Source organism: Falseniella ignava CCUG 37419 (genome assembly GCF_000301055.1).
Lineage (GTDB): Bacteria > Bacillota > Bacilli > Lactobacillales > Aerococcaceae > Falseniella > Falseniella ignava.
In genome coordinates this window covers 616,464-633,261 of sequence record NZ_JH932300.1, presented here as the reverse complement: position 1 = coordinate 633,261, position 16,798 = coordinate 616,464, and the positions used below count along the sequence as shown (strand labels likewise).

The following is a 16,798-nucleotide window of genomic DNA, read 5'->3' as shown; positions in this document are numbered from 1 at the left end:
AAATGAAAAAAATCTTTCTTGTTTTAAGCTTTCTTTTAGTTTTTAATTTTACTAAACCAACTACAACTTCAGCCTCCAGCCAGTTAGATAATGAGAATGAATTAATGGGTTACTATACCAAAAGGGTTAGTCAATGGGTACTTATAGGCGATGGTGAATATCCACCATTGTTTTCCAAGACATTTTATTACAATGATGGTGTATACTCCGGAACTCTTTCGTTTTCCTATATGGAGAGAAGGCTCGGTCCTAGTGCTAGAAAAAGATATTTGTGGTATGCACTGTATTCCGGTACAGTAACTGGTAATATTGCACCTATTCAGAGCAGAGAAATTTTAGTGGAGGTAGATTAATGAAAAAATTATTTTTAACCATCGTTTCTATCGTGTTGCTGTTACCTTCACATAATATATTTGCTGAAGAAAATTACAAAGTATATACAACTTCAGACGAAAATGCGGTTATTGAACAAATTTTAATTTCGGAAGATTCATTAATCCTATCTTTTGCTGGAGGTGCTATATACGAAAAATTTATTGAAATCATACCATACTTACAAATAGAAGACGAAGCGGCAATTAAAAATGCAAATCCAACTATGCCAAGTCAAAATCAACCGAATGAGTCTTTAGTTTCAAAAGCTAAGGAACTCGAAGAACAAGGTCTTGCTGATAGAGTAATTTATGGAGAATTGTCTAAAATTTATGACCAAGTTCAATATGTCGTTAAAATAAATGGATCGTTTATTATAGAATTTAATGGAATTGATATCTATAATAAAGATAACGTTCTAAGAGTTAGATATAACAAAGTTGTTGTCATTGACGCACAAATTGAAGATGATAAGTTAATCTTAGATAATATAGAATACACACTTAAATCTGAATCTGAGTAAACCCTTTTAAATAAAAGCAAGCCAACCTATTTTGATAGGGTTGGCTTGCTTTTATTTTTAATGTAATTTAATCATTGACTGGGGATATAACGTATGGTAGCTTTGTGGTAAGCTACTTGAAAATAAGTTCACAAGTGGATTCTCAAGAATGCGAATGATAAAGTGTCATAGGGTGTTAGTCAAACTTTTATCTTTCATATTAATTAGTTTACATAATATATATTATCGAACAATTATTTTAAAAGGAGTCTTTCTATGTTATTAGATGATATTATGCAACAATTAGCCAAAAATGGTCTTGCTATCTTTTCAACGGCTGATCAAGATGGTAATCCACATGCAAGACCCATTCATATTGGTTTAGCGAATGAAGATGGTATTTACTTTATGACAAGTCCGGATACTCATTTTTACCAACAACTGATGACAATCCCAAAAGTTGCTATTACAAGTTATCGTGAAGAAGATTATTTTATTGAAGTGATCCGAATTGAAGGTGATGTGCGACCAGTTGATCGTGCAATGCTAGATGTTTTGCTACCAAATCATCCTTATATTGATCAAGTTTATCCTAATCACACTGATCATTCATCAATGCAAGTCTTTCAATGTTACCAAGGTGTTGGTTTTTACCATAGTTTAACACAGGGACATCGATATACCTTTGATTTCAAGTCTAATCATTGAAAAGAAGGTCAACTCGAATAAAGAGTTGACCTTATTATTTCATAAATTATTTGATCCAAGTCCCTGTTTTACCTGCTAATGCGTCAAAAGCTTGTTCAAGAGAAGTAATTAAGGCAGATCCACCCTCTTTTGCTTTCACAAAGCCTAAAGCAGCTTCAATCTTTGGTTTCATTGAGCCTTCAGCGAATTCTTTATCCGCTAAATATTGTTCTACTTGCTCAATTGAGAGTTCAGATAACCATTCTTGATCCGGTTGCCCAAATTTAATCGCTACTTTCTCAACAGCAGTTAAAATAATTAAGGTATCAGCATCCACTAATTCAGCTAATTTAGCGGATGTAAAGTCTTTATCAATTACTGCGGCAACCCCTTCTAATGCCCCATTTTCACTAATGACTGGAACACCGCCACCACCAGCAGCAATCACGATCATACCATTGTTATAAAGCAGTTCCACGGCTTCTTTTTCAATAATATCTACTGGTTTTGGTGATGGAACAACGCGACGATAGCCTCTTCCTGCATCTTCTTTGAAAAAGAAGCCTTTTTCAATCATTTCATCGGCAACTTCTTTACTATAGAATGAACCAATTGGTTTTGTAGGATTTTCAAAGGCAGGGTCATCTTTATTAACTAAAACTTGAGTCACAACCGATGCGACGGTTTGGTCCATTTTACGGGCTAATAACTCATTTTGAATCGCATTTTGTAAGTGATATCCAATATAACCTTGACTCATCGCCCCACATTCTGGGAATGGCATTTCTGCTGTTTGTGCTTCTGATTTTGAAGCAATATCCATGGCTAGGTTAATCATTCCAACTTGCGGACCGTTACCGTGTGAAACAATAACTTTGTTACCTTGCTCAACTAAGTCTACAATCGATTTCGCGGTAATTTTTACTGCTTCTTTTTGCTCCTCTGGTGTATTCCCTAATGCATTTCCACCTAAAGCTAATACAATTTTTTTCAAGTTTGTCCCCCTATTTATGAATTAATTATTCAACGCACGATCCACATTTCGAATAAAGTCTTGAACGTTTGTAACCATCGATACGGCTGTTACAGTCCCACGGTCTGAAAGTTTATTGACTGCAAATTCTTGAATATCAATCGTATACATATAGACTGGACGCACCATTCCATCAAACACATTATAGGATGGTGTCATATTTCCTGTTGCTATCGTAAATAAAATCGCAGACATCATAATAATCGTAGATGTTTTACGAGCATGCATACGCATAATATTTTGCGCTTCATAGACATCGTTAATCGTCTCAGGTAAGCCTAAACGGTCACGGATTGTTCCTGCAATGACCACCGGCACGTCCATTTCTACGCATGCTTTGATAAACCCATCTTTAACTAAGCCAGATTCAACTAACGCTTTTGTTGAACCGTATTTTCTAGCTAGGTTGATGGTTTCAAATAAATTTCGCGTCGTATTTTGTTCTTTTTCAAAGTGCTCTTGACCCCAAGACGTATTAAATATCCCTTTCTCTAAGTCAAATGCAGCTGTCTCCGTTCCACAGAAGATTGCTTGAACATAACCGTTTCGCACAAGTCGCTCCAATGCTAGACGTGAATCACGGTCTAGCGCAAGGGCGGCCCCAACAATGAGTGTCACATAACCGTTGTTCGCTTTCTCATGTTTGAGTACTTCATACAAAGTATCATAGTCAATGGAGAATGCGGTCTCACGCGAGCGTCCAGATCGGAAAGCAAAAGTATCCGTATTTTCTTCTTCGGCTAAAAAGCCTTGTGTCCAAACATAAATACCTTCAGAAGCATCTTCCGTTCGGCCAATAACGACTTTGTCACCTTTTTTCAAATTACGGAATTCGACAATATTCACACTTTCTTCACCAGGTGTGTCATTCACTACACAAACTGTATCCATACGAGATTCATTAGCTAATACCCATTTTCCATTAATTTTAAAGTATTCTGGGTAAACCGAAAGTGCATGATAATTCCTTGGACTCAATCCATCATGGGTCACCTCTTCGACAGTGACATTGGGTGCATTTTTAAGGAATTCTTGCTCAAAATCAGGATGATGATATTTTGGCATTTCAAAGTGCATTATTGATTCGCTCCTTTCTGAACATGGCTTTGTTGTTCCACTTCAACGTGCTCCATTTCAGGAATCGCCATTTCTTCAAATAACGTTGGATTTGCTGGCGTTATTAATGCTTTTTCACAGTTAACAACAAAGTCTTGAACATTCGTTACCATTGGAATAAAGGCCATTTGTTCTCTTGCAGCCCCGACTTTATTAACGACGTTCTCAGTTACGTCAACCGAGTACATATAAACTGGCGTAATCTTACCATCCTTACGGATACGATAACTTGAGGCCATATTCGCAACCGATAAACTATGGAGCATTGTCGCAATACAAATAACTAATGTTGCTTTATCAAGCTCTTTCTTCGTTTCTGAGAGCGCAAGGTCTGTTTCAGCAATGACTTCAGGTAGTGGCCCGTCATCTCGGATAGAACCTGACAAGACAAACGGTACATCCATATCGGACAACGTCTTAATAATGCCATCTTTAACATTACCAGAAGCAATAAATTCTTTAATGGAACCTGCAGTTCTTACTTCATTGAGTAAGTCTAAATGATTATAGTGCCCCATCGGTACGTTCTCTTGCGTATATATATTTTGACCTAAAGCCGTCTGCAGGAAGCCCCCTTCTAGGTCATGGGTACACATCGCATTCCCACCCATTAAACAATCAATATAGCCATTTTCAGCAAGTCGATTAAGTGATTTACGGGTATCATAGTCGAATACTACGGAAGGTCCTAAAACCCAAACAATATAGCCATCTTCCGAATCTCGTTCATGCTGCATCAATTCAAAGAGTAAATCATAATCTTTTGAAAAAGATGTTTCAACCGCTTTACCTGGAGTTGAAAAGATCGATTCAGGGAAGCCATCTCGATAGACTAATATTCCATCCTCTACGCGCCCTTCTTTACTCAATACAACTTGATCCCCTACTTTTAAATCGCGAATTTCAGTTATAGTTACTTGTTGGTCTTTAACAACGGCCACACAATTGAGTGAGTTATGTTCAGGAATCACCCATTCTTCATTCAGTTTATAAAATGTAGGCATATGTGATGTTAAATAAAAATTATCTGGAGCGACCCCTTCTATTTCTACTTCTGCCAGTTGAACATTTGATGCCTCTTTAAATTTGGTTTGTGTAAAATCTGGATAAACAAATTCCGGTACTTGGTATCCCATATTATTCCTCCAATCATTTATTTTGATGTAAAGTAACATTGAATTGATTCGCTTCATCCAAAGAGAGCGATAATGTTGTAAAACTTTGAATCTCTTGGACGAAATTAATTTCAGAAATCAATAAATAGATTTCTTGCTCAATCATCCGCTGAATGGCTGTGGGTTCTCGTTGCTCCATCCGTATCATTTGCATAAATTGATCCAAGAACTTCGAATCATAACTTAACTCAATTTGACGTTCTTGAAGTTCGGATTCAAGTTTTGCTAAGCACAACTTGATATATTTTCGAGTCGTATTCTCATTTAACGGTGGCAAATGGAAGTACCCGTCTACGTGGCGAATGAAATCTACTTCTAGTATACCATGTTCTATGGCCTCATGTGAGGTCACTGTGAGTAATATTAAAGCGTGTTTCATACTAATCGTTCGACCTTTATTATCGGTAATCATACCACTTTGAATCATTTGTAAAATAAGGTTTTGAACTTGTCTGTGTGCTCGATCGATATGATCAAACACAATCACTGAATATGGTTTCGTCCGAAGTGACTCGGTCAAAACTCCCCCAAATTCATAACCAACATAGCCCGGTGGTGCTCCAATTAACTTAGTAATCGAAGACGCATCGGTAAATTCGCTTAGATCAAATCGAATTAATGATTTAGCACCATCATATAGGCTATCCGCTAATAATTCTCCAAGATACGATTTTCCAGATCCACTTGGCCCCGTAATCAGAAAGCTTCCAACGGGTTTAGAACGAGATAATATCCCACCTTCTGAAATAATATATTGATTCATAATTTGGTCGATAACATCTTCTCCACCTACAAAGGATTGTTTAAGAAGAGATCGAATTCCCTGTAGTTGCTCTAATTTATTCGTTGTTAGCTTAGATTTTGGCATGCCAGATAATTTCGAAATCACGTCTTTAACTTCATTCTCCGTCACTTTTGTCGTTAGTGGATAATACGGAGCTTGTTGTTTTAATGTTTTTAACTTTAATTCAAGTTGGTCCTTTTGTTGAATTAACCTCGCCAAATCCTCAAACGCATGCGCTTCTTGCAACCCTTCAATTTCAATCATCAAAGCGAACCGCTCACTTTCATAACGGACAACCTCCGCTTGGCGGTCCTTTTCTCGTTGATAACGTTCTATTTGCTCTGACCATTCACTTTCTAATGAAAGAATTTGTTCGGATTTTTCTTGCAGTCGATGTTGAGATAAGCGGTCCGATTCTGAGGCTAAGGCAATTTTTTCCATTTCCAGTTGAATAATCGAACGATGAAGTTGGTCTAAGGCTTCGGGTTGCTGATCGCGTGCCATTTTTACAATAGCGCAAGCTTCATCAATCACATCAATCGCCACATCGGGCAATTTACGTTCCGATAAGAAGCGTTGCGATAATCTAGCAGCTTCTGTAAGCGCCAAATCCGAAATTTCAACTTGATGATAAGCCTCGTATTTGAACTTAATCCCTCGCAAAATTGCCATCGTCGTCTCTAAACTCGGTTCTTCAACTAATATTTTTTGAAAACGTCGGTCCAATGCCCGGTCAACCTCGATAAACTGGCGATATTCTTCAATGGTGGTCGCGCCAATCGTTAGTATCTCGCCTCGAGCTAGCATTGGTTTCAACATATTGGCTGTATCCATGGTTCCTGAACTCGAACCACTGCCAATTATATTATGAATTTCATCAATAAATAGAATAATTTGACCCTCTGAGTCACGAATTAACTCCAAAATCTTTTTTAATCGTTCTTCAAAATCCCCTCGGTATTTTGCCCCTGCTACGAGTGCAGTCATATCCAACGAAAAGACAACTTTATCTTTTAACGCATCGGGAACATCCCCTTTAGCAATACGCTGAACAAGTCCTTCTACAATGGCTGTCTTCCCTACTCCAGCTTCTCCGATTAAGACCGGATTATTTTTAATACGTCTCGATAGAATCCGAATCATATCTCGAGTTTCTTCTTCTCGTCCGATAACTGGATCTAATAACCCTTCCATCGCTTCTTGAGTTAAAACTCTCCCATATTTTTTCAAAGTTTGTAAGGTTTCTTGGTTTAAGCCACTTAATAAATTCTCATTGAATTGTTGACCCTTCAACTGATAATACGTTGTATAAGTAAGACCGTATTGTTGAACTAATTTTGCTGTGGGCATATCCTCTTCACGTAGAAGTGCTAATAATAGATGCTCAACTTTAATTTGATCTTCATATTGATTTCTAGCAACCTCTTCACTGATTAATAAGGCACGTTGGTATGACCTTGACGTGTATAGAGAAGTCAATCCCTTCGCCGATCTTAATTTTTGAATCGCTAAATCCGTCGCATCTTCAAGAGATTGAACATCGATTTTTAATATTTTTAAGTCATCACGGATAAGTCCCTCAGGAAGTCTTAAAAGTGCACAAAATAAATGCAAATCTGTCACTTCAGCATTACTGTATTTAATGGCCAACTGATTGGCTGTTTTAATGACATTCAGCGCAGCTTGCGAATATTTTGCTAAATCCATCTCTATCCTCCTATAAGTAGCCAAATTAAGTGAGATGCGACACCAGCACCAATCCCTCCAATAGTATGACAGAAGATCGCATTCCCAGTCATTTCCTTCGTATCTAAAGCATCCATCATCGCAATATGAGTCGATAAATAACCGGACCAACACATACAAATGGATGTAAAGACTGCGATATCATTTCCATTGACAATTCCTTTATTAGCCATATCAGTGACCATCCCAATCGCTGCCCCTGCAGAACCTAATGCTGTAATTGGCACCGCAATCGCATCAGGACTTGAAAAGCCGAATAATGGATTAATAATAAATGAAATTTTCTCACCTAAAAGTGGCAATAATGCAATCCCTTCATTCGCAGCTCCGGTATAAACACCACCTTCTCCGGGACCATTCGTAAGAAGTAAAACGATCGAACAAATTAAACAAACTCCCGGAATAATCGCAAGTCCCATATCAACACCCACTTTACCACCATCTAGGAAGGCCGTAATAAAGCGAGCTCCAGCAGAACCTTCACGAATTTTACGATAGCCTATTGGAATCTCGTCCGCTCTTTTGGTCTCAACCATTTCAGTGGTTCCATAATAGGCCTTCGTTCGCATAATCATCAGTCGAACGGAAATAATAGATCCGATAATCGCGCCAACAAAGCCTACTAACGCTCCTTTTAATGCTCCATCGATTGGCAATGCCATCATCGAAGTAACCGTAATTAATCCCATCCCAAATGATGTTCCTAAGTTCGTCAAAGCGGGCATTTGATATTTTTTAAAGTATTTTCTAAAATTATCGTCGAAAGCTAACGTTAAAATTGCCGGATTATCAGACATAAAACAGTTCAGCATCCCTAATGAACTCGCTCCCGGCAAATCATAAATAGGCTTCATAAAGAAGGATACAGCTTTATTTACAAGAGCAATTACACCAAATTCAGAAAATATCGCTGAAATTCCTCCTGCAATAACGGCTACAGCCATTAAATATAAACAAACATTTATCAATAAATCATAGGCGGTTAACATCATGGTTTTAAACATATTAGTACCACCCATAATGCGTCCCATATAAATAAATAATGAAAAGAATAGCACTAAAAATATCAAAGGTTCAATGCTAATTTCTTTCTTCAAATTGTGATTACGTAAATTATTCTCCATTGGTCTCCTCCAATTGGTGATAACGTAACGTCGCTTTGTCTAATTCCAAATTATGAGAACTGAAAGCAAACTAATCATAAAAATCCGGGATTTCTCCCGGATTGATTGATTTGTTAACCCGCGGAAACAGATTGCATCTTGGGGCACCCTGTTTTTGGTGCTAAAACAATGTCGTCTCTCAGCCTCTAAAATCATTGATGACTTTATTAGCAAAGTGTTGCGTACATCACCGCTTTAATGGTATGCATACGATTTTCAGCTTGATCAAAGACGTAAGATTGTTTTGATTCAAAGACTTCATCCGTTACTTCAATTGATTCTAAGCCAAATTTTTCAAAAATTTCTTGACCGACAGTTGTTTCTTTGTCATGGAAAGCAGGTAGGCAATGTAAGAAGATGGCTTCCTTATCAGCTAATTTCATGACATCTTTCGTCACTTGGTAAGGTTTAAGTAATTTGATGCGGCGTTCCCATTCTTCCTCTGGCTCACCCATTGATACCCAGACGTCCGTATAAATCACATTCGCATCTTTCGCTGCTTCTTCAACATCTTCAATTAATTCGATAGTAGAGAAGTTTTCAGCCGCAATTTCTTTAGCAGTTTCCACTAAAGATTCTTCAGGGAATAACTCTTTTGGCGCACAAGCAACAAAGTTAATACCTAATTTTGCACAAACGACCATTAAAGAGTTTGCCATATTATTTCTTGCATCACCAAAGTAAACAAACTTCAAGCCTTTAGAATAACCAAAGTGTTCTTCAATCGTTAACACATCTGCTAACATTTGAGTTGGATGCCATTGGTCAGTTAAACCGTTCCATACTGGAACCCCAGCGTATTTTGCTAAAGCTTCAACGTGCTCTTGCTTAAATCCACGGAATTCAATTCCATCGTACATCCGACCAAGCACACGTGCTGTATCAGCCACAGATTCTTTATGACCCATTTGAGAGCCGGTTGGATCTAAGTATGTCACGCCCATTCCTAAGTCATAGCCTGCGACCTCAAAAGCACAACGAGTCCGAGTTGAAGTTTTTTCAAAAATAATCGCGATGTTTTTCCCTTCTAAATAGCGATGCGGAACACCTGCACGTTTCATCGATTTAAAATCTTTTGATAATTCCAACAAATAACGAATATCATCCGATGAAAAATCTAGTAATTTAAGAAACGATTTACCTCTAAAGTTTTTTGCCATTGTATCACTCCTATCGAATAATCGTAAAAATGGTAACGTTTTTACAGTTCTATTGTAACACGCTTTCATTCATTAAGGTAGACTATAATTAAATGAAAAAACGCTAAAATATTAAAAAAGACTAATCTTTACTCAAAGATTAGTCTTTTGGATCAAATAATATTTAAAAATTTAGTTACTTGACTCTTTTTTACGTTTGATTGACCATAAACCAACCGCTAAGAATAGTAATCCAATTCCGAAACTAAAGCCAATAGCTTCACCTGTCTCTGGTAATTGATTTACACTTGCGACACGCGTTTCTGCCACATAAGTTTGATGTTCAACCTCTTTAGAAAGCTCCTCTTGAGCTGGGACTTCTTCGGATTCAGTCTCAGGTTCTGTAGGATTTACTGGCTTCTCTTCTTCAGGTTCAGCAGGAACTGTTGGCGTCTCTTCTTCGGGTTCAGCAGGTGTTACTGGAACTTCTTCTTCGGGTTCAGTTGGCTCTTCAGCTGCTTGAACTTGTTGCATGATGCGTGTATTCGGGAACGCTTCTGCATATTTTTCTAATTGTTCCGCAGTCATCTTCTTAAGATATTCCATCACCACTTCATCCATTGATGGACCTTCTTCACGTAATCCACCTAACATATCATAGCCATCGCCACCTGCCGCTAAGAAATCATTCGTAGCGAGATTATACATTTTATCTTCTAATACTTTCTCAAATGTTTTCGTTACAGGGTTCAAAATCTTAAGATCCCATACGCGTTTTCCTGCTTCTTTCATCGCATCGAAATAAACTTGAACCGAATGAGATACTTGTAAAAATCCACCATTCGAACCTAATCGAGGAAGATCATTTGAATCTTTAACAATTTCGCCTGCTTTATTCTTTTCAACATCAGTACGAAGAGAATGTTCAAACATCGCATATAATTGTTTACCTGTCACTTGAATTTGAGACATTGTATTACCAAATGGTAAAACTGAAATAATATTACCACGTGTAATCGGACCTTCTTCAACGCTTACACGTACGCCTCCACCATTGATTACTGCTAAATCAGTTGGATTTGTGAAGCCTGTTTGTCCATATTCATATAATAAGTCAGAAATAATATTACCGAGATTTGTTTCACGACGACGAACATCATCACGCTCACCAACAAATTTCACCGGGTTATTTTCAACAATCACTTCAGCATTGACACGGTCATACTCTTCGCGAGCAGCTTCAATGATTTCTTTTGCTTTTGAATTTACTTCTAAATCTTTCAATTCTTCTGCAGAAACATAATAAGCTTCAGCTTGATAGTCAGCGTCTTTACCTTTTAAAGCAATGTTACCAATATTAGCTAAGTGTGATCCTGTTTGACTGTACAACACATTGCCGAAGCGCATCGCTTTTTTCGTATGTGAGTGACCATCAATTACCATAATTTGTGCATCTCCATGATGCTCTGCTAGTACTTTAGCCAGAGAATCTCCACGCCATTGCGGATTTGTTTCATCATCAATTCCTAAATGTACCAGATAAATAAAAGTATCTACCATTTTTTCTGCGAGTTCACTAAATTGCTCTAATCCTTCTGCGATAGGATTTCTAAATTCAACACCTTCTACATTTTTAGGATGTGTTTTAGTCGCTGTTTCAGGTGTTGTTAAACCAATAATTCCATATTTGCGATTGTTCTTTTCAATCACAGTATGAGGTTGAAATACACGTTTTCCATCTTTATAGACATTGGCAGAAAGAATTGGGAAATTCAATAGTTCTTGATAAGCTAACGCATTTTCATAACCAAAATCGAACTCGTGATTCCCTACTACCATTGCGTCATAACCGACTTCATTCATAAGCTCTGCCATGGTTTTTCCATTATCAGAGTTTGAAATCGGTAATCCTTGGAAAGCATCTCCACCATCCAGGACTAAATCTGGCTTCGTTTCTTCAACATAAGTTTTTAATTTACCAATCCCAATTTCACGATCTGTACTTTCGATTCGTCCGTGCATATCGTTAGTATGAACAATAGTAACATCTGGATCTTGAATTCCTCGCTCCTCTACTACTTTTTCATCAGCTTCATCTGATGAACTTTCAGCAGGCGTCAGATCTTCTCCTTCCATTTCAGGAATTGCAACCTCTTCAGAAGCAACAACGGGTTCCGTTTGAGCATTTTCAGCTTGAACGGACAATGGCGTTGTAAATAGCATCAATGATGCAAATACCGCCCAAAAATAATGATAAAACTTATGATTTCTCACAGATTGTCTCCTTTCAATCTTTGAATATATTATCCACATAATTTCCCAAAATATGTGGTAACTTTAATATTGCATAATAAAAAGTAGAAGTCAATCAAACATCTGATGAATGTTAAAATTATTTAAGGAATGATCGTGTTATCTAGATACATACTAAAAAGATGGAATTTTACAAATTTAAAAAACCAGCACCGAATGTAGTGCTGGTTTAAAAATTAAACTATTTATTTACAATTTCAAAGTATTTGTCAGAAGATTTAACTCCTGCTTTACCCATCATCGTTGTAAATACACATCCTAGAACTAAGCCTAAGAATAAGTAAAGTGAGTATTTAGAAACTTCGTTTGAAACATCTTCACTTACTTCAACTGCTTGGCTTACAATCTCGTCAGCTTGTTCAGAAACTTCTTCAGCTTTTTCGCTTGCTTGAGTAGATAATTCTTGTAGACGAGTATCTGCATCTGCTAAAGCAGTTTGAACTTTTTCTGCAGATTCATTGTAAGATTCAATTAAATTATCAACAGCTTTCTCAACTTCTTGTTTAGATAAGTCTGTGTTTTCTGAGATTACTTTTTCTAGATCATCACGGTCAACATCTGCTGCAATGTCTGTAATACGGTCTTCAATTGATTGACCTACTTCACTTACTACAGCTTGTGCATCTTCTCCGTCAATGACGATACGACGTCCTGCGTCTTTAATCTCATCGATTGTTAAATCAATTTGACTTTGTAAGAAATTAGGTTGGAATTGAGGAACATCTGAATTTTCTAAAGCTTTTAGAACTTCTTCTTCAACATCAGCTGTATCTTCAATATTGATTTCAGCAGCAATTGAATCAAATGCTTCTTGAGTTAAATTACCCACTGCTGAACCTGCTGTTGAAGCAACAGAACCAATTGCATCACCTGCAGTAGTTGCTACGGTTGATACAGCATTACCTGCTGCACCAAGTGTGCCGCCTACAACGTTACCAACAAGTCCGAAAACTCCTGATAATGCTGAGAATGCTAACCAAGTTGATAAGAATAAACTCACTGCCCAAGTTAAGAAACCGTGAACCAATCCACCACGACCAGCAGCTACACCGGCAACATATCCAGCTCCACCTAATGAAACAATAAGTGAAACAACAAACCAGATTACCATGCTAACCGTTAAACCAGCAAATGGCTCATTCGCTGTAAAGTTAGGAACACCAAATCCAATGGCTGATCCAATTAATGAAAGTAAAATACTTAAAGCGATAAATGTAATGGCCCCTGCAATAACAGCTGACCAAGAAATGTTGGCCCCTGCTTTATCTTCTTTAACTACTCCACCGTAAGTGGTGGTTGATGTATACTCAACAGATTCTCCGTCGCGTACTGCTGCTTCTGTGTATACTTTGTCTACATTATTATGATTATGTTCTGTCATAATAACACCCTTTCTATCTTTACGATAAATTATAGTGTTTCTATTAATGATATTTTTATCATTCACTACATTAATAGTATACTACATAAATAAAGTAATTGCTAATAAAAGCACTTATGATTTACAAAAAGTTGCGATAATATCAACGTTTATTTGGGAACCGTTTGCAAAAAAATAAAAAATAGAGCAAAAGAAAATACAAATTATCTTTTGCTCCTATACATAAATCGTTTACACAAAATGACTATTTACAAATCTTATCACTTCATCAGCCAGCTGTTGCTTTGTCCGACCAATCGTTAAAACGTGCAAACCCTCTTCATACCAGATTAGTTCAGGTTTTCTTTTATGGAAATAATCCAATAAATCTCGGCTCTGTTGAGGGTCAATCATTGTATCCTGGCCACCTTGAGCAATTAAGACTGGCTTATCAAGTTCTGCAAATTGTTTGAGTAGCGCATATGAGATTTCTCCTAATGGCTCTAAAACGACCTTACTAACTTCTTGTTTCATCCCTTGAGTAGCCTGTCCAATCTCTTGCGGTGTCCAACCTAATTTTTTCTTTTCTTGAACAAAACGTTTAACAAAACTCTCCGCAACTTTATTTGAACTTTCAGGAATAAGGGGAGCACAAAACGCACCACCACCAAGAACATCTTCTGAATTTGCAATAAGATGCATTGCAATCAACCCGCCTAGCGAAACGCCAAAGGCAATAATTTTTTTGTACCCTAATGATTTTAAATGTTCGACTGCTTGGTAACCATCTTCAATCCAAACATCTGGGTTAGCAATTGTTTCTTCAATGGCGCCGCCATGATGTGTTAATACTGGCCCATAGACACTGAATCCCGCTTTGGACAATAATCTCGCAAAAGTTCGGAAATCAATCGGAGATGAAGTGTATGAATGTAATAATAATATCGCAACTTCACCTGTTTGATAAAAAAATGATCGGTCTGTTGTACTCATAAATATCGATTATTTTTTAACAACGTGAATTGGCTTATCTGCTGCAATTTCAGCCGTTTCCATTATAATTTCACCTAAAGTTGGATGTGGGTGAACAGTCATCGCGATATCTTCAACCGTTAATTCTTTCTCAATTGCCAGAGACAACTCGTTGATTAAGTCTGATGCATTCGCTCCTACAATCTCACAACCAATTACTTTACCTGTCGCTTTATCAGAAATTAAGTTTACATAACCGGCTGTTTCTGCCATCGCGATTGCACGGCCATTTCCAGCATATTGGAATGAAGATTGAATCGCATCTAATTTTTGTGCCTTTACTTCATCCGACGTTACACCCGTTACCGCAATTTCAGGTTCAGAATATACGACAGATGGCATACATTTGTATGCAATAGTAGAATCCATGCCTGCAATTGCTTCAGCAGCAATTTTAGCTTCATAACTTGCTTTATGTGCAAGTTGTGGACCTGCAATAATATCCCCAATTGCATAAATATGTGGCTTGTTCGTACGTGCTTGTTCGTCAACTTTAACAAGACCGTATTCATCTAATTCTACGCCTGCTTTTTCAATACCAATATCGTCAGTATTAACCACACGACCGATACTTAGCATTACATAGTCTGCTTTGTACTCTTCTGTTTTTCCTTTAACTTCCGCAGTAACTGTCACACCATCTGCTTCTTCTTGGCTTCCATTAACCATCGCATTTGTAACAATTTCAACGCCTTTTTCTTTTAGTTTACGTTGAACAACATTCGTTAACTTACGGTTCGTTCCCGGTAAAATGTTCTTTTGTCCTTCAAGAACCGTTACTTTTGTGCCAAAGTTTGCATAAACCGTTGCTAACTCGATACCGATAACGCCCCCTCCAATAACAATTAAGCTATCTGGACGTTCTGGGAAGCTTAATACTTCTGTTGAAGAAACAATGCGGTCAGAGAATCGTACCGGTGGAATATCACGTGGACGAGATCCTGTCGCAATAATACAGTCTTCAAACTTCAGCGTTTTTTGACCTTCTTCACTTTCAATACTTAACGTATGTTCGTCTTCAAAGCGTGCTGTACCGCGAACAATTTCAATGTTATTTCCATTTAGAAGGTATTCAACACCATCCGTTAATTGTTCAACCGCATTAGCACGGAATGCTTGAACTTTATCCCAGTCAAACGTAATTTCCGGAACATTCAATCCAAATTGTTCATATTCTTTCACATCGTTGTATTTATGAGCGGCTGTAATCATCGCTTTCGATGGGATACATCCCACGTTTAAGCAGACGCCCCCAATATATTCTTTCTCAATAATTGCGACTTTCTTACCAAGTTGAGCCGCACGAATAGCAGCAACATATCCACCAGGACCTGAACCAATTACAACTACTTCTGTTTCAATTGTCATTTACAATTGCCCTCCTTAAATATGCTTACCCTTCATCAAGTGAAGAGCAAAGAAAAATGTTACATCTATTTTATCATATTTGTGAATCAAATCCCAATACCCATCGATATTTTATTAGATTTCACATAGGTTGTTCGGGGGGATTGATACAATTGGATTGGTCCTATAGTCAAATAAAAAGACTCCGTTTAAAAACGGAGCCTCATTGTGTTTTCTCTAATAATCTTCATTAAAATCGATTAATGTAAACACAATTATTGCATTCATAATAAGTAATAAACCTACCAAAACATAACCACTCATTACTTCACCTGTAGGTGGTAATTGCTTCCTTGGATTTTCAGGAGCTGATGGTTTTTCTGGTTCACCTGGTTCTTCCGGTATTTCGGGAGGTGTTGGAGGTTCCTCCGGTTCACCTGGTTCTTCCGGAATATCGGGAGGTGTTGTTGGTTTTTCCTTATTCTCAATGGTAAAACCATCTATCATTGTTCCTGTATACGTGACGTCAAATTGACGTTCACCAAATTGAATCAGTCCGTTAGCTTCGCCGACCTCTTTCACGGTGTACACATACTCTGTAGAATTAGCTGGGTTAATCAATGCTAAGTCACGGAATGTGCCTTGCCAATCATTTGAAGCAGATAAGGTTAATGTCTGTCCGGTTGCTTCACCATTGCGATATAGCTCGACTTCAATTTGTGGAACAAGAAGTTCATTTCCTTGAAGCTCCCAAGCCTTTGTCACGTGAAGGTCACGCGTCTTCGGTTCTTGAGTTTTTTCTTTATTGGTGATAGATGTGACACCACCCATTAGCCCACCGTAGATGACGTCAAATTGACGTTCACCAAATTGGATGAGTCCATTAGCTTCTCCAACTTCTTTCACGGTGTACACATACTCCGTAGAATCAGCCGGGTTAATGAGTGCTAGGTCATGGAATGTGCCTTGCCACTCATTTGAAGCAGATAAGGTTAGTGTCTGTCCGGTTGCTTCACCGTTACGATAGAG

The 16,798-nt window shown here is 37.7% G+C and carries 14 protein-coding genes; 3 read left to right on the top strand and 11 right to left on the bottom strand.

Features of this window, described 5'->3' with window-relative positions:
• The first annotated feature begins 2 nt into the window (after positions 1-2).
• The 3 genes from HMPREF9707_RS03040 to HMPREF9707_RS03030 all read left to right on the top strand — a co-directional run bounded on the left by HMPREF9707_RS03040 (position 3) and on the right by HMPREF9707_RS03030 (position 1,582).
• A complete protein-coding gene (locus HMPREF9707_RS03040; protein ID WP_006701250.1) occupies positions 3-353 on the top strand; it encodes a hypothetical protein in 351 nt (116 codons plus the stop codon).
• Positions 353-895: a hypothetical protein gene (locus HMPREF9707_RS03035; protein ID WP_006701249.1), complete on the top strand. Its 543-nt coding sequence runs from the start codon at positions 353-355 to the stop codon at positions 893-895. The genes HMPREF9707_RS03040 and HMPREF9707_RS03035 overlap by 1 nt, the downstream gene beginning before the upstream one ends.
• Positions 896-1,150: 255 nt before the next feature.
• On the top strand, positions 1,151-1,582 hold the full coding sequence (locus HMPREF9707_RS03030; protein ID WP_006701248.1) for a pyridoxamine 5'-phosphate oxidase family protein: 432 nt from the start codon (positions 1,151-1,153) through the stop codon (positions 1,580-1,582).
• A 46-nt stretch (positions 1,583-1,628) separates the two neighbouring features.
• Here HMPREF9707_RS03030 and arcC read toward each other — a convergent pair whose 3' ends face one another.
• The 11 genes from arcC to HMPREF9707_RS09065 all read right to left on the bottom strand — a co-directional run.
• Entirely contained in the window at positions 1,629-2,555 is a 927-nt protein-coding gene (gene arcC / locus HMPREF9707_RS03025; RefSeq protein ID WP_006701247.1) for a carbamate kinase, read from the bottom strand.
• A 21-nt stretch (positions 2,556-2,576) separates the two neighbouring features.
• Positions 2,577-3,671, bottom strand: a complete 1,095-nt coding sequence (locus HMPREF9707_RS03020; RefSeq protein ID WP_006701246.1) for a putative NPN-dependent ornithine cyclodeaminase — start codon at positions 3,669-3,671, stop codon at positions 2,577-2,579.
• Positions 3,671-4,846, bottom strand: a complete 1,176-nt coding sequence (locus tag HMPREF9707_RS03015; RefSeq protein WP_006701245.1) for an ornithine cyclodeaminase family domain — start codon at positions 4,844-4,846, stop codon at positions 3,671-3,673. Before HMPREF9707_RS03015 ends, HMPREF9707_RS03020 begins: the two co-directional genes overlap by 1 nt.
• 13 nt (positions 4,847-4,859) lie before the next feature.
• A complete protein-coding gene (locus HMPREF9707_RS03010) occupies positions 4,860-7,376 on the bottom strand; it encodes an ATP-dependent Clp protease ATP-binding subunit (protein ID WP_006701244.1) in 2,517 nt (838 codons plus the stop codon).
• A gap of 2 nt (positions 7,377-7,378) precedes the next feature.
• Entirely contained in the window at positions 7,379-8,539 is a 1,161-nt protein-coding gene (locus tag HMPREF9707_RS03005; RefSeq protein ID WP_006701243.1) for a CD0519/CD1768 family membrane protein, read from the bottom strand.
• Positions 8,540-8,745: 206 nt separating this feature from the next.
• Positions 8,746-9,738, bottom strand: coding sequence for an ornithine carbamoyltransferase (gene argF / locus HMPREF9707_RS03000; RefSeq protein WP_006701242.1), 993 nt, complete (start codon positions 9,736-9,738; stop codon positions 8,746-8,748).
• Between the two features lie 171 nt (positions 9,739-9,909).
• A complete protein-coding gene (locus HMPREF9707_RS02995; protein ID WP_006701241.1) occupies positions 9,910-11,991 on the bottom strand; it encodes a 5'-nucleotidase C-terminal domain-containing protein in 2,082 nt (693 codons plus the stop codon).
• A 220-nt stretch (positions 11,992-12,211) separates the two neighbouring features.
• Positions 12,212-13,411, bottom strand: a complete 1,200-nt coding sequence (locus tag HMPREF9707_RS02990) for a TIGR04086 family membrane protein (RefSeq protein WP_006701240.1) — start codon at positions 13,409-13,411, stop codon at positions 12,212-12,214.
• A gap of 231 nt (positions 13,412-13,642) precedes the next feature.
• Complete coding sequence (locus HMPREF9707_RS02985; protein ID WP_006701239.1) at positions 13,643-14,383, bottom strand: alpha/beta hydrolase; 741 nt, start codon at positions 14,381-14,383, stop codon at positions 13,643-13,645.
• A gap of 9 nt (positions 14,384-14,392) precedes the next feature.
• Positions 14,393-15,790, bottom strand: coding sequence for a dihydrolipoyl dehydrogenase (gene lpdA, locus HMPREF9707_RS02980; protein WP_006701238.1), 1,398 nt, complete (start codon positions 15,788-15,790; stop codon positions 14,393-14,395).
• Positions 15,791-16,006: 216 nt separating this feature from the next.
• A partial coding sequence (locus HMPREF9707_RS09065; protein ID WP_006701237.1) for a Cna B-type domain-containing protein occupies positions 16,007-16,798 on the bottom strand: 792 nt, incomplete at its 5' end.